A 13,880-nucleotide genomic window follows, 5' to 3' on the forward strand; every position below is an offset into this window, starting at 1 on the left:
CCGAACCCCAAATGAATTTGGCAAAACGCGGCGGATCAGTGGCCGCAATTGCAATCGGGCACCGGCGGATTGGCAGTCGTGATCCGATCGAGATCGGCCACCGTCACCGTATCTTGATACTTGTTGAAATGGCCGCGCACGTAATTGAGCACAGCGGCGATCTGCGGGCGGGTCAGCATGCCGGCAAACCACGGCATGCCGCCGCGTCCTTTGAGCAGGATGATGCTGCCATAGTCCTTGTCCGCCAGCCGGGGATTGTCTGCCAGCGCGGGGAACATCGCGCCGGGCACGCCGCAGCCCTTGGCATCGGCCATGTGGCACGATTGGCAGATCTGCTCATAAATCTCGCGGCCTTCGGCCGAAACCTCGACCGCGGATTCGCCATTGCTGGGCCGGTCCTGCGCGAAGCCGGGCGATGCCTGAGCGAGCGCGACGGCGAGAGAAAGGGTGCCCGAGAGCAACGCCGCTGCTCGATACCTGAGCAAGATCATATGCCAGCTTTCATGCACAAAATGAATGATTGGCTCGTGTTATGGTGTCGCACCATGTGCGCAAAGCAGTTTGTTGTCCCGATAACTGCGCCTTTCGGGCAAGCACAGTGATGCCAGTTCACCTGATGCATTGCTCAAACCTGCCCCAGCATGCTGCTACACGCTTCAAGCGAGCGCTTTTGCCCATGCGCTGTTTCGCGTATGACCCATGCATGGCCATGACCTAAGGGTGGGTGATGTCCCGCTAATACCAACCGCTCCTGCAAAAAAGGAACCACCGATGCGCTTCACGCTTCTGTCCGCCGCGGCCCTCATCGCGCTTGCCCCTCTGGCCACCGCGCAGGCGCAAGTGACGCGCATTCAGAGCAATCCCAAGGGGTTGATCCTTGATGGCGCAGACGTTCAGGCGGGCACCGATATCTTCTATCTCTCGGGCCAATTGGCCTCGCCGGTCGATCCCACCAAGACTTTTGACCAGGTCAAATCGATCGAGGATCTGGGCGACACCAAGACCCAGACGATCAGCACGTTCAATCAGATCAAGAAAATCCTCGAAGCGCGCGGCTATGCGATGTCGGACATCATCAAGCTGACGCAGTTTGTCGTGGCCGATCCAAAGCTGGGCAAGATGGATTTTGCCGGCGTCAACGAAGGCTTCAAGCAGTTTTTCAAGACCGCTGAAAACCCCAATACCGTGGCGCGTTCGACCGTTCAGGTCGCAGCGCTCGCCGGTCCTTACTTCCTCATCGAGATCGAGGCGATCGCCGCCAAGAAGCGTTGATCGGCATGGCCAGCATTCCGGGGCCCGTGCGCTACAACCAGACCGCGCGGGCGCTGCACTGGATCATCGCCGCGCTTGTCCTCCTCAATCTCGTCACCGGACTGCTGGGCGAGACGCTGGAAGAACTCCAGATCCCGGCGCCCTCGCATCTGGCGACCGGCATTCTCATCCTGCTGCTCTCGCTGGTCCGGCTGGGCTGGCGGCTGACTTGGCGCGCGCCTCCCCACGCTGCGGATGTCAGCCCGCTGCTGCGCAAGGTGGCGCGCGTTACGCACTTGTCCTTCTATGCGCTGATGCTCGTCATGCCGATCACCGGCTGGATTTTCGTATCGGCGAGCAAGTATCCGATCTCGATGTACGGCCTGTTCCTGTGGCCCAAGCTGCCGTTGACCAAGGCCATGCCGATTGTCGGCGCGGCGACGGAAGCCCATGAAATTCTCGGCTATGGCTTTGCCGCGCTGGCAGCCTTGCACATCGGCGCGGCTCTTTATTACCACTTTGCCTTGAAGGATCAGACGCTGCGGCGCATGCTGTAAATACGCACAGCAGCGCCGCATTCGTATTCAAATCGCTGCGGTGCGCGTTTTCACCGGTAATACTTGCGCATACAGACGAATAACGCGCACACTGCAGCTGAACGGGAGTGAGCGGGGATGCAGGCAAAGACGTGCGCGGATCGGGACAGGATGACGACGAAAAGCTGGTCTGACGGCCGCATCTGCCGGGATGCCCCGGCACTCCGGCGTGTGCGGGCGCATCACAGGGAGCCTCTACGTTGAACATCGAAGTCCCCCGCGCGCCTGCCCCGTCGGCAGGCTGGCCCGCCATCGACGCCCACATTATCGACGTGCTGCGCCACCGCGTCGGCAAGGATGAACGCGCCGCCAAGCCGCACGATTGGTTCACCGCCACCGTGCTCACCTTGCGCGATGCGGTGATCGATCGCTGGATGGAATCGACCCGCCGCACCTACGATGAAGGCGCCAAGCGGGTCTATTATCTCAGCCTCGAATTCCTGATCGGGCGGCTGCTGCGCGATGCCTTGTCGAATATGGGCATGACCCGCGAGATGGAGCAGGCGCTGCGCGATTATGGCTTCGATCTCGCCGAGATCGAGGAGCTTGAGCCCGATGCCGCGCTCGGCAATGGCGGCCTCGGACGGCTGGCGGCGTGCTTCATGGAAAGCCTCGCCAGCCTCGATATCCCGGCCTACGGCTATGGCATCCGCTATGTAAACGGCATGTTCCGCCAGCGGCTCGACGATGGCTGGCAAGTCGAACTCCCGGAAACCTGGCTCAGCCACGGCAATCCATGGGAATTTGATCGCCGCGAGAGCGCCTACCGCATCGGCTTTGGCGGAGAGGTAATCGATCAGGGCGAAGGCGTGCAGTGGCATCCGGCCGAACAGATCGAGGCGCATGCGATCGATACGCCCGTCGTCGGCTGGCGCGGCAAGCGGGTGAACACGCTGCGGCTATGGACCGCCAGCGCGCTCGATCCGATCCGGCTCGATGCCTTCAACGCGGGCGACCACATCGGCGCGCTGGCCGGTCAGACCCGCGCGGACAGCCTGGTGCGCGTGCTCTATCCTGCGGATTCGACTGCGGCGGGGCAGGAATTGCGCCTGCGGCAGGAGTTTTTCTTCACCTCCGCCTCGCTGCAAGACATCGTGCGCCGCCATGTGCAGGAATTCGGCGATATCCGCACCTTGCCCGAAAAAGCCGCGATCCAGCTTAATGACACCCACCCGGCGGTGGCGGTGGCCGAATTGATGCGGCTGCTGGTCGATGTGCACGGCCTTGAATTCAGCGAGGCATGGGAGCTGACCAAGCGCACCATCGGCTACACCAACCACACGCTGCTGCCCGAGGCGCTGGAGAGCTGGCCGCTGCCGCTGTTCGAGCGGCTGCTGCCGCGCCACATGCAGATCGTCTATGCGATCAACAGCCGCGTGCTGCGCGAGGCGCGCAAGGCCGGGCTTGAGCCGCACGCGATTTCGGCGATCAGCCTGATCGACGAAGGCGGCGAGCGGCGCGTGCGCATGGCCAATCTGGCCTTCGCCGGCGCGCACAGCGTCAATGGCGTGGCCGCGCTCCACACTGAGCTGATGAAGTCCACGGTGTTTGCCGATCTTCATGCGCTCTACCCTGAGCGGATCAACAACAAGACCAACGGCGTCACCCCGCGCCGCTGGCTGCAGCAATGCAATCCGGGTCTTGTCGCGGTGCTCAAGGACGCTATCGGCGACGGCTTTCTGGATGAGACCGAGAAGCTTGCCGACCTCAATGCGCTGGCGGACGACGCCGCGCTGGGCGAGCGGATCGCCGAGGTCAAGCGCTCGAACAAGGTGGCGCTGGCCGGGCACATCAAAACGCTCACCGGATTGCGGCTCGATCCCGATGCGCTGTTCGATGTGCAGATCAAGCGCATCCACGAGTACAAGCGCCAACTGCTCAACCTAATTGAGACAGTGGCGCTCTATGACCAGATCCGCAGCCATCCCGAGCGCGACTGGGTGCCGCGCGTCAAGATTTTCGGCGGCAAGGCGGCATCAAGCTATCACAACGCCAAGCTGATCATCAAACTGGCGAGCGACATCGCGCGGCGGGTCAATTCCGATCCTTCGGTCGGCGGCCTGCTCAAAGTGGTGTTCGTGCCCAATTACAACGTGACGCTGGCCGAGCGGATCATCCCGGCTGCCGACCTTTCCGAGCAGATCAGCACGGCGGGGATGGAGGCTTCGGGCACCGGCAACATGAAGTTCGCATTGAACGGCGCGCTCACCATCGGCACGCTGGATGGCGCCAATATCGAGATCAAGGACCGTGTCGGCGACGACAATATCGTGATCTTCGGGCTGACCGCCGATGAAGTCGCGGAAAAGCGCGGCAACGGCTACAATCCGCGCGAAGTGATCGAGGGCAGCCGCGAATTGCAGCAGGCGATTGCCGCGATCGCCACCGGCGTTTTCTCGCCCGATGATCCAAAGCGCTACGCCGATCTGATGGGCGGGATCTACGATCACGACTGGTTTATGGTCGCCGCCGATTTTGATGCCTATCACGCCGCGCAGCGCGGCATCGACCGGCGCTGGGAAAACCCCGCCGCCTGGCGCGCCGCCGCGATCCGCAACATCGCCAATGTCAGCTGGTTTTCCTCTGATCGCACGATCCGCGAATATGCCCGCGACATCTGGGGAGTCACACCCGGCTCATGAAGCCTGCAACATGAAGCCGTCCGGGCGCGCCCTCGAAGCCTTGCTGGAAGGCACCCACGCGGATCCGTTCGCGCTGCTGGGCATCCATGAAGGTCCGCGCGGGGCATTTGCCCGCGCTGTGCTGCCGGGCGCAGAGACCGCCGAGGCGCATGATCTGGCCGGGATCTCGCTCGGCGCGCTCGCGCGGATCGATCCACGCGGGCTGTTCGAAGGCCCGGTTTCGGGTCCGCGCCAGCCGGTGCGCTATCGCTGCACCGGCGGCGGCCACGAATGGTGGCAAACCGATGCCTATTCCTTTGGCCCGGTGCTGGGTCCGACCGATGATTTTCTGATCGCCGAGGGCACCCACCTGCGCCTGTTTGACAAGATCGGCGCGCATGTCATTGATCATGAAGGCGCGCGCGGCGTGCATTTTGCGGTCTGGGCGCCCAATGCGCAGCTTGTCGCGGTGGTCGGCGATTTCAATGGCTGGGATCACCGCCGCCACCCGATGCGCCGCCGCGCCGATATCGGCGTGTGGGAAGTGTTTGTGCCCGATATCGGCGCAGGCGGCGCTTACAAGTTCCGCATTACCGGGCCAGACGGCGCGGTCCTGCCGCTGAAAGCCGATCCCTTCGCTTTCGCCTCCGAATTGCGCCCTGCCACGGCCAGCGTGATCGCCGAGGTCGGCAAACCCGCTTGGGGCGACGCGGCGCACCGCGCGCACTGGGCCGCCACCGATCCGCGCCGCGCGCCGATGGCGATCTACGAAGTGCACGCCGGATCGTGGCGCAAGCCGGATGGCGGCGAGTTCCTCACCTGGGATGAACTGGCCGAGCAGCTCATCCCCTATGTGCTCGACATGGGCTTCACCCACATCGAATTCCTGCCGGTGTCCGAGCATCCCTATGATCCCAGCTGGGGCTATCAGACCACCGGGCTCTATGCTCCTTCTGCGCGCTTCGGCGGGCCGGATGGCTTCGCCCGCTTTGTCGACGGCGCGCACCGCGCCGGGCTGTGTGTCCTCATCGATTGGGTGCCTGCGCACTTCCCGGTTGATGCGCATGGACTTGCGCATTTCGATGGCACCGCGCTTTATGAGCATGCCGATCCCAAGCTCGGCTTTCATCCCGACTGGAAGACCGCGATCTACAATTTCGGGCGGCGCGAAGTTGCCAGTTTCCTCGTCAACAATGCGCTGTTCTGGGCCGAGGCCTATCATGTCGATGGTCTGCGCGTCGATGCGGTCGCCTCGATGCTCTACCGCGATTATTCGCGCGCATCGGGCGAATGGATTCCCAATGCCGCTGGCGGGCGCGAAAACTGGGAAGCGGTCGCCTTTCTGCAGGCGATGAACAAGGCGGTCTACGCCAGCCACGCCGGGTTCGTGACTATCGCCGAAGAATCGACCAGTTGGCCCGGTGTTTCCAAACCCGTGCACGAGGACGGGCCCAACGGCGGCGGCCTGGGTTTCGGGTTCAAATGGAACATGGGTTTCATGCACGATACCCTGCAATACATGGCGCGCGATCCGGTCCACCGGCGTTTCCATCACGACGAGATCACCTTCGGGCTGATGTATGCCTTCAGCGAGAATTTCGTCCTGCCTTTGAGCCACGACGAGGTCGTCCACGGCAAAGGCTCGCTGCTCACCAAAATGAGCGGCGACGACTGGCAAAAATTTGCAAACTTGCGCGCCTATTATGGCCTGATGTGGGGCTATCCGGGCAAGAAGCTGCTGTTCATGGGCCAGGAATTTGCCCAGCGCCGCGAATGGAGCGAGGCCCGCAGCCTCGATTGGGAACTGCTGGGTGCCCCCGCGCACGAAGGCGTGCGCCGCTGGGTGCGCGATCTCAACCAGGCTTATGCCGCGCTGCCCTCGCTCCATGCCCGCGATTGTGAGGGCGAGGGTTTTGCCTGGCTGGTGGCCGATGATGCGCTCGCCTCGGTGTTTGCGTGGATCCGCATGGCCCCGGGCGCGCCGCCGGTGGCGGTGGTGTGCAACATGACACCCACCTTCCACAGCCACTACCGCCTGCCGCTGCCGCATGACGGCGTGTGGCGCGAGGCGCTGAACAGCGATGCCGCGATCTATGGCGGATCGGGCGAGGGCAATCTGGGACAGGTGATCGCATCGCACGGCGCGGCGCTGGTGGCGCTGCCGCCGCTGTCCACGCTGATGCTGGTTTTCGAGGATCAATGACAACGCCGTAAGCAAACTGGGCCATAAGCAAAATGGGCCATAAGCAAAAAGGGGAGAGCGCAGATGAGGGAAACATACGGACAGCCACTGGCGCGCGATGCGATGGCCTATGTTCTGGCCGGCGGGCGCGGCAGCCGCCTCGCCGAACTGACCGACAACCGCGCCAAGCCGGCGGTCTATTTCGGCGGGGTCAGCCGGATCATCGATTTCGCGCTGTCGAACGCGATCAATTCGGGCATCCGCCGCATCGGCGTGGCCACGCAATACAAGGCGCATTCGCTGATCCGCCACATGCAGCGCGCGTGGAATTTCATGCGGCCCGAACGCAACGAAAGCTTCGACATCCTGCCCGCCTCGCAGCGCATTTCCGAGCTGATGTGGTACGAAGGCACCGCCGATGCAGTATTTCAGAACATCGACATCATCGCCAGCCACGCGCCCAAATACATGGTCATTCTGGCGGGCGATCATATCTACAAGATGGACTACGAACGCATGCTCCAGCAGCATGTCAACGCGGGCGCCGATGTCACCATCGGCTGCCTCGTGGTGCCGCGCGCAGAGGCCCGCGAATTTGGCGTGATGGCGGTCGATACCGCCAGCGTGATCACCGATTTCATCGAAAAGCCTGCCGATCCGCCGGGCATTCCCGGCGATCCGGCGAACGCGCTGGCCTCGATGGGGATCTATGTGTTCAACACCGATTTCCTGTTTGCCGAGCTGCGCCGCGATGCCGCCACGCCCGGCTCCAGCCGCGATTTCGGCAAGGACATCATCCCCTACATCGTCAAGCATGGCAAAGTAGTCGCGCACCGCTTCACAGACAGCTGCATCCGCGCAGCCGAAGGCACCGGCGAATACTGGCGCGATGTCGGCACGCTCGATGCGTATTTCGCGGCCAATCTCGATCTCACCGACGTGGTTCCCGAACTTGACATGTACGACCGCGACTGGCCGGTCTGGACCGACCAGATCGTGGCCGCTCCGGCCAAGTTCGTGCATGATTCCGATGGCCGCCGGGGCATGGCGATTTCTTCGCTGATCTCGCAGGATTGCATCGTTTCGGGTGCGGTGGCGCGGCGCAGCCTGCTCTTCACCGGGGTTAAGATGGGCTCGTTCTCCAGCGTCGAGGAAGGGGTGATCCTGCCCCATTGCAACATCGGGCGCGGCGCGCGGCTGCGGCGCGTGGTGATCGATTCGGGCGTGCGCATCCCCGAAGGCCTCGTGGTCGGCGAAGATCCGGTGCTCGATGCCAAGCGTTTCCGCCGCACCGAAAATGGCGTCTGCCTGATCACCAAACCGATGATCGAGCGGCTGAAATAGCGCCGCCATGACGATGAAAGTGCTCTCGATCGCCTCGGAAATGGCGCCGCTGATCAAGACCGGCGGCCTTGCCGATGTGGTCGGCGCGCTGCCCGCCGCGCTCGCACCGCATGGGGTTGAGCTGACCACCTTCCTGCCCGGCTATCCCGCCGTGCTCAAAGCGATCGGCAAGGCCAAGGCGGTGCACACGTGGGATGATCTGCTCGGCGCGCCGGCCCGGCTACTTGCGGGCAAGAGCGGCGGCCATCCGCTGCTCGTGCTCGATGCGCCGCGCTATTTCGCGCGCCCCGGCGGCCCTTATGGCGACGCCGCCGGGCACGATTGGCTCGATAACTGGCACCGCTTTGCCGCGTTCGGCCGGGCCGGGGCCGATGTCGCAGCGGGCGCGGTCGCGGGTCAGGCTTTCACCCTCGTCCACGCGCACGATTGGCAGGCCGCCATGGCGCTCGCCTACTTGCGCTTTGCCTCCGGCGGCGGCGCGTCGCCTTCGGTCATGACGATCCACAACATGGCGTTTCAGGGGCATTACGGCGCAGACGTGTTCCCCGCGCTCGCCCTGCCGGCAGAAGCCTTTGCGCTCGACGGGGTGGAATATCACGGCGGGGTCGGCTTTCTGAAAGCGGGGCTGGAGGCAGCCAGCGCGATCACCACGGTCAGCCCGACATATGCGCGCGAAATTCGCTCGCCCGCGTTCGGCATGGGGCTCGACGGGCTGATCCGCAGCCGCGGCGGCCGGGTCAGCGGCATCGTCAACGGCATCGATCCAGCACACTGGAACCCCGCCACGGATGCCGCGCTCGCCGCGCGCTATTCGGTGCGCACGCCCGGCCAGCGGCGCGCCAACAAGCGCGCGATCGAGGCTGAATTCGGGCTGGAGCGCGATGAGGGCCCGCTGTTTGTCGTGATCAGCCGCCTCACTTGGCAAAAAGGCATCGACGTGCTGCTTGAGGTGCTCGACCATCTGGCCGGCATCGGCGGGCGGCTGGCCGTGCTGGGCGCGGGCGATGCCATGCTCGAAGGCGGACTCCATGCCGCCGCCGCGCGCCATCCCGGCCGCATCGGCGTGCGCACTGGCTATGACGAGGCGCTGTCGCACCGCATGCTCGGCGGCGGCGATGCCATCCTCGTGCCCAGCCGGTTCGAGCCGTGCGGGCTCACCCAGCTTTATGGGCTGGCCTATGGCTGCGTTCCGGTGGTCAGCCGCACCGGCGGGCTGGCCGACACCGTGATCGACGCCAATTTCGCCGCGCTGGCTGCCGGGGTTGCCACAGGATTGCAATTTGACGGGGTTAGCTATCCTGCGCTAGCCGAAGCGCTCACACGGACCGTGGCGCTTTATGGCCAGCAGGACGCATGGCGCAGCGTCCAGCGCGCGGGCATGAAATCGGATTTTTCGTGGGGCCGAAGCGGCAAGGCCTATGCCGACTTATACACCAGCCTGACGGGGACCACATGAGCGAAGACCACCTGATCCAGACCATCGCCACCGCGCCCATCGCCGGACAAAAGCCGGGCACATCGGGCCTGCGCAAGAAAGTGCGTGTGTTTGCCGCGCCGAACTACGCCGAAAACTTCATTCAGGCGGTGTTCGATGTCGTGCCCCGCGATCCTGCCTCCACCCTCGTCATCGGCGGCGACGGGCGCTATCACAATCGCACCGTGATCGCGCAGGCCATCCGCATGGCCGCCGCCAATGGCTACGCCCGCGTCCTCGTCGGCCAGGGCGGCATTCTCTCCACCCCCGCCGCCAGCCACGTGATTCGCAAATATGGTGCGAGCGGTGGGCTGATCCTCTCGGCCAGCCACAATCCCGGCGGCCCGGACGAAGATTTCGGCATCAAGTACAACATCGCCAACGGCGGCCCCGCCCCCGAAAGCGTGACCGAGGCGATCTACGCGCGCACCCAGACGATCGACCGCTGGCTCACCGTCGATGCGCCAGAATCAGATAGCGATGTCGATCTCGATGCCCTTGGCGCGCATGATGTTGCGGGCATGCGGGTCGAAGTGATCGACCCCGTCGCCGATTGGGCGGACCTTATGGAAACGCTGTTCGATTTCCCCGCGATCCGCGCGGCGGTGCACGGCGGCCTCACCATGGCGTTCGATGCGATGCACGCCGTCACCGGGCCATATGCCATCGAAGTGCTGGAGAAGCGCCTTGGCTTTGCGGCGGGAACGGTGCGCAATGGGGTGCCGCTTGAAGACTTTGGCGGGCATCATCCCGATCCCAACCGCGTCCATGCGCACGCGCTGCTCGAAACGATGTTCGCCGCCGATGCCCCGGCATTCGGCGCGGCTTCAGACGGCGATGGCGACCGCAATCTGATCGTGGGCAAGGGCATTTTCATCACCCCGTCCGACAGCCTTGCAATGCTCGCCGCCAACGCGCACCTCGCGCCGGGCTATGCTGGCGGCCTTGCCGGGATCGCCCGCTCGATGCCCACCAGCGCGGCGGCAGACCGTGTCGCCGAGCAACTTGGCATCCCTTGCTTCGAAACGCCGACCGGCTGGAAGTTCTTTGGCACCTTGCTCGATGCCGGAAAGGCCACGATCTGCGGCGAGGAAAGCGCAGGCACCGGCTCCGATCACGTGCGCGAAAAGGATGGCGTCTGGGCAGTCCTGCTCTGGCTCAACATCCTCGCCGTGCGGGGCATCAGCGTTCAGGCGCTCGCCCACGAACATTGGGCGAAGTATGGCCGCAATTACTACGCGCGGCACGACTATGAGGCGCTTCCCACCGCGCAGGCCGATGCCTTGATGGCAGAAATCACCGCCTCGCTCCCCGCGCTGCCCGGCAAGGCCTTCGGGCCGCTGGTGGTCGCCAAGGCAGACAGCTTCTCCTATGTCGATCCGGTCGATGGTTCGGCCAGCGCCAATCAGGGCCTGCGGGTGCTGTTCGAAGGCGGCTCGCGCATCGTCTTTCGCCTCTCGGGCACGGGCACCGAAGGCGCGACATTGCGCGTCTATCTGGAGCGCTACGAACCGGCAAACGGCAACCTTGATGCCGACACCGATGCGATGCTTGGCGAACTGATCGCCGCCGCGCAGGAGATTGCCGGGATCACGCGCCACACCGGGCGCACCGCGCCCGACGTGGTGACGTGACGGCAGCGCTGCTGAAGGTCCACGCGCCGCGCGCCGATGCGGTCGATCTCTGCCTGTTCGAAGGCACCCACGAAATCCGCCACCCCATGCGCCGCCAGGGCGATCAGTGGGCCGCGCCGCCCCCCGCCCCCGGCGCGCGGTACGGACTGCGCGCCCATGGCACGTGGGCACCCGAGCAGGGCCTGTGGTTCGATCCTGCCAAGCTGCTGGTCGATCCGCACGCGGTGGAGCTGGATCGGCGCTTCGTCTATGACGCGAGCTTATCTGCCTATGGCTTTGATACTACGGCGATTGTTCCCAAGGCAGTGATGCCGCACGCGCTGCCCGATGTGCCGCATCAGCCGCCGGTGTTCGAACTCGGCGGGCTGATCTACGAAGTCAACGTGCGCGGCTTCACCATGCTGCATCCCGCTGTGCCAGAGGACCAGCGCGGCACCATCGCCGCGCTCGCCCATCCGGCGGTGCTCGCGCACCTCACCAAATTGCGCGTCCAAGCGGTTGAGCTGATGCCGATTACTGCGTGGATCGACGAGCGCCACCTGCCGCCGCTCGGGCTCAGCAACGCGTGGGGCTACAATCCGGTTGCGCTGATGGCGCTCGATCCGGGGCTCTGCCCGGGCGGCGTGGCCGAACTGCGCGAAACCGTCGCCGCCCTGCGCGCGCACGGCATCGGCGTGATCCTCGATCTGGTGTTCAACCATACCGGCGAGAGCGACGTGCACGGCCCGGTGCTCTCCTTGCGCGGGCTCGACAACGCCGCTTACGCCCACAATGCAGATGGCAGCCTGATCAACGATACCGGCTGCGGCAATACGCTCGATTTCGCAAACCCCGCCGTGCGCGCGCTGGTTTTGGAGAGCATGCGCCATTTCGTGCGCACGTGCGGTGTCGATGGCTTCCGCTTCGATCTCGCCCCGGTCATGGCGCGCGGCCCCGGCTTCGATCCTGCCGCGCCGATCTTTGCCGAAATCGCCGCCGATCCGTGGCTGGCAGACCGGGTACTGATCGCCGAGCCATGGGACATCGGCCCCGGCGGCTACCAACTCGGGCAATTCCCGGCAAACTGGCTTGAATGGAACGACGTTTACCGCGACGATGTGCGCCGTTTCTGGCGCGGCGATGGCGGCGTCGGCGCGTTCGCCACGCGCATCGCCGGATCGGCGGACATTTTCGGGCCGCACTGCCGCTCGGTCAATTTCCTCGCCGCGCACGACGGCTTTACGCTGACCGACACGCTCGCTTTTGAACATCGCCGCAACCATGCCAATGGCGAGGACAATCGCGACGGGCACGGCGAGAACTTCAGCTGGAACAACGGCGCGGAAGGGGCAACGGGCGATGCGGACATCATCGCCCGCCGCGCCGCGCTCGCCCGCGCCATGCTCGGCACGCTGTTCGTCTCGACCGGGACAATCATGCTCACTGCCGGTGACGAATTTGGCCGCACCCAGCACGGCAACAACAACGCCTATGCGCAGGATAACCCGGTCACCTGGATCGATTGGCAAGGCCGCGACGCTGCGCTGGAGGACCATGTCGCCGCCCTCGCCGCGCAGCGCGCGCTTTGCGACATGCGTGCGTTTCCCCAGACCGGCCAATGGACCGCGCTCGATGGCGCGGCCATGGATGCCGCGCGCTGGGAAGACCCCGCAACCACCGGCTTTTCATGGCGCGATCCGACGCGGCCGACGGGATTGCGTGTCGACCGCGCCGGTCCGGGAGCCGGGCCGGAGCCCGGAACGGGTTAGGACAAGAGCAAAAAGGCGAAGGCGCGGGTCGCCTGCTTTACCGTTTTAGTGTTCAAAATCTGACACTTGGTACCCGCCCCAATTGACGGACGAATGACCGGAGTTGGTGGGAAGCGGACGTCTCTGCAAACACCCTTTCCGTCGCCCCGTGCTTGACACGGGGCTTGGCTTCCCTCGCATCCTCGCGTTTGGCAGCATCGGGAGGGTGAAGGCTCGATCCACGTAAAGGACTTCGGCAAGACAAGGCTGGTCTACGCCGAGCGGCACGAGGAAATCGAACCTGCCATCGCCCGCGAAAAGCTCGTCAAGAAGTGGCGTCGGGAGTGGAAATTCGCGCTGATCGAAGCGGACAATCCCGACTGGCTGGACCTTTTGGAACAATGGTATCCGGCGGGGGTAGCATTGCATGGTGACGCCGAAAGGTAACCAAGCCCCGTGTCAAGCACGGGGCGACGGTGAGCTTTGGGTGGCGATTTGGTGAGCCGCCATGGCTGGAAGTGGTGGGGAGCGGACATTGATTAGCGCAGGATTGTAACCTCATCATGCCCCAAGGACGCGAGCGCATCCTGCTAGAGGACGCCTTTTGGCACCTCTCGGCGCGTAGCATTAAACACCTCAGTGGCAATCGCGCCTGAGTAGAGCCTGACTAACAAGCCCGCATACGGTAGCTTAAGCTCGTTAGTGAGATCACGAAGGACGGCGTTCCAGAGTTCGAGGCTGTCAGAGCCGCCACCGCTTGGCCGTGCATCTGCCTTACGCCGATCCTCCATCGCTCGCGCAACCTTGGTCTCTGACCAGCCTTTGCGCCTCAAGCGAGCCTCCTCCTTCGCAAGCTTTTCCTCAAGAGCTTCAGGCGTGCCGTGACGTGGGGCAAGAATAGTACAGAGGTGGCCTGATTGGTCTGAACAGCGATCGGCGCCGGATAAGTGGATTGTCCGCCGGGTTACTGTCCTGAATTGCCGATATTGGGCGTCACGCAGGGAGGGCGTAGCCCGACCGGAGAGAGGCCCAATATCGGCGGCCGAAGTTC

Annotated in this window: 9 protein-coding genes; 8 read left to right on the top strand and 1 reads right to left on the bottom strand. The window is 64.3% G+C overall.

The annotated features are described in order from the left end of the window. Positions 1-35: 35 nt before the first annotated feature. Positions 36-491, bottom strand: coding sequence for a cytochrome c (locus Q0O40_RS01630; RefSeq protein WP_295525358.1), 456 nt, complete (start codon positions 489-491; stop codon positions 36-38). Positions 492-771: 280 nt separating this feature from the next. Between Q0O40_RS01630 and Q0O40_RS01635 the strand changes: the two genes are divergently transcribed. The 8 genes from Q0O40_RS01635 (at position 772) to glgX (ending at position 12,850) form a co-directional block, all read left to right on the top strand. Further along, positions 772-1,272, top strand: coding sequence for a Rid family hydrolase (locus Q0O40_RS01635; RefSeq protein WP_295525360.1), 501 nt, complete (start codon positions 772-774; stop codon positions 1,270-1,272). A 5-nt stretch (positions 1,273-1,277) separates the two neighbouring features. Next, positions 1,278-1,808, top strand: coding sequence for a cytochrome b (locus tag Q0O40_RS01640; RefSeq protein ID WP_295525363.1), 531 nt, complete (start codon positions 1,278-1,280; stop codon positions 1,806-1,808). A gap of 245 nt (positions 1,809-2,053) precedes the next feature. Continuing rightward, positions 2,054-4,489: a glycogen/starch/alpha-glucan phosphorylase gene (locus tag Q0O40_RS01645; protein ID WP_295525385.1), complete on the top strand. Its 2,436-nt coding sequence runs from the start codon at positions 2,054-2,056 to the stop codon at positions 4,487-4,489. Between the two features lie 10 nt (positions 4,490-4,499). After that, positions 4,500-6,671 (top strand): 1,4-alpha-glucan branching protein GlgB, encoded by a 2,172-nt coding sequence (glgB, locus tag Q0O40_RS01650; protein ID WP_295525365.1) that lies wholly within the window; start codon positions 4,500-4,502, stop codon positions 6,669-6,671. Between the two features lie 63 nt (positions 6,672-6,734). Beyond that, complete coding sequence (gene glgC, locus Q0O40_RS01655; RefSeq protein ID WP_295525367.1) at positions 6,735-7,994, top strand: glucose-1-phosphate adenylyltransferase; 1,260 nt, start codon at positions 6,735-6,737, stop codon at positions 7,992-7,994. A 7-nt stretch (positions 7,995-8,001) separates the two neighbouring features. Next, a complete protein-coding gene (gene glgA, locus Q0O40_RS01660) occupies positions 8,002-9,450 on the top strand; it encodes a glycogen synthase GlgA (RefSeq protein ID WP_295525370.1) in 1,449 nt (482 codons plus the stop codon). Next, positions 9,447-11,102, top strand: coding sequence for an alpha-D-glucose phosphate-specific phosphoglucomutase (locus Q0O40_RS01665; RefSeq protein ID WP_295525372.1), 1,656 nt, complete (start codon positions 9,447-9,449; stop codon positions 11,100-11,102). The genes glgA and Q0O40_RS01665 overlap by 4 nt, the downstream gene beginning before the upstream one ends. Then, entirely contained in the window at positions 11,099-12,850 is a 1,752-nt protein-coding gene (gene glgX, locus Q0O40_RS01670) for a glycogen debranching protein GlgX (protein WP_295525375.1), read from the top strand. Before Q0O40_RS01665 ends, glgX begins: the two co-directional genes overlap by 4 nt. The last annotated feature ends 1,030 nt before the right edge of the window (positions 12,851-13,880 follow it).

Source organism: Novosphingobium sp. Chol11, assembly GCF_945870625.1.
In the GTDB taxonomy this organism is placed as follows: Bacteria; Pseudomonadota; Alphaproteobacteria; order Sphingomonadales; family Sphingomonadaceae; genus Novosphingobium.

What these genes read in the sequence shown, in the direction of transcription:
- Q0O40_RS01640 (WP_295525363.1), top strand. Translation starts at nt 1,278, where the DNA reads ATGGCCAGCATTCCGGGGCCCGTGCGCTACAACCAGACCGCGCGGGCG.
- glgA (WP_295525370.1), top strand. Translation starts at nt 8,002, where the DNA reads ATGACGATGAAAGTGCTCTCGATCGCCTCGGAAATGGCGCCGCTGATC.
- glgB (WP_295525365.1), top strand. Translation starts at nt 4,500, where the DNA reads ATGAAGCCGTCCGGGCGCGCCCTCGAAGCCTTGCTGGAAGGCACCCAC.
- glgC (WP_295525367.1), top strand. Translation starts at nt 6,735, where the DNA reads ATGAGGGAAACATACGGACAGCCACTGGCGCGCGATGCGATGGCCTAT.
- Q0O40_RS01630 (WP_295525358.1), bottom strand. Translation starts at nt 491, where the DNA reads ATGATCTTGCTCAGGTATCGAGCAGCGGCGTTGCTCTCGGGCACCCTT.
- Q0O40_RS01665 (WP_295525372.1), top strand. Translation starts at nt 9,447, where the DNA reads ATGAGCGAAGACCACCTGATCCAGACCATCGCCACCGCGCCCATCGCC.
- Q0O40_RS01635 (WP_295525360.1), top strand. Translation starts at nt 772, where the DNA reads ATGCGCTTCACGCTTCTGTCCGCCGCGGCCCTCATCGCGCTTGCCCCT.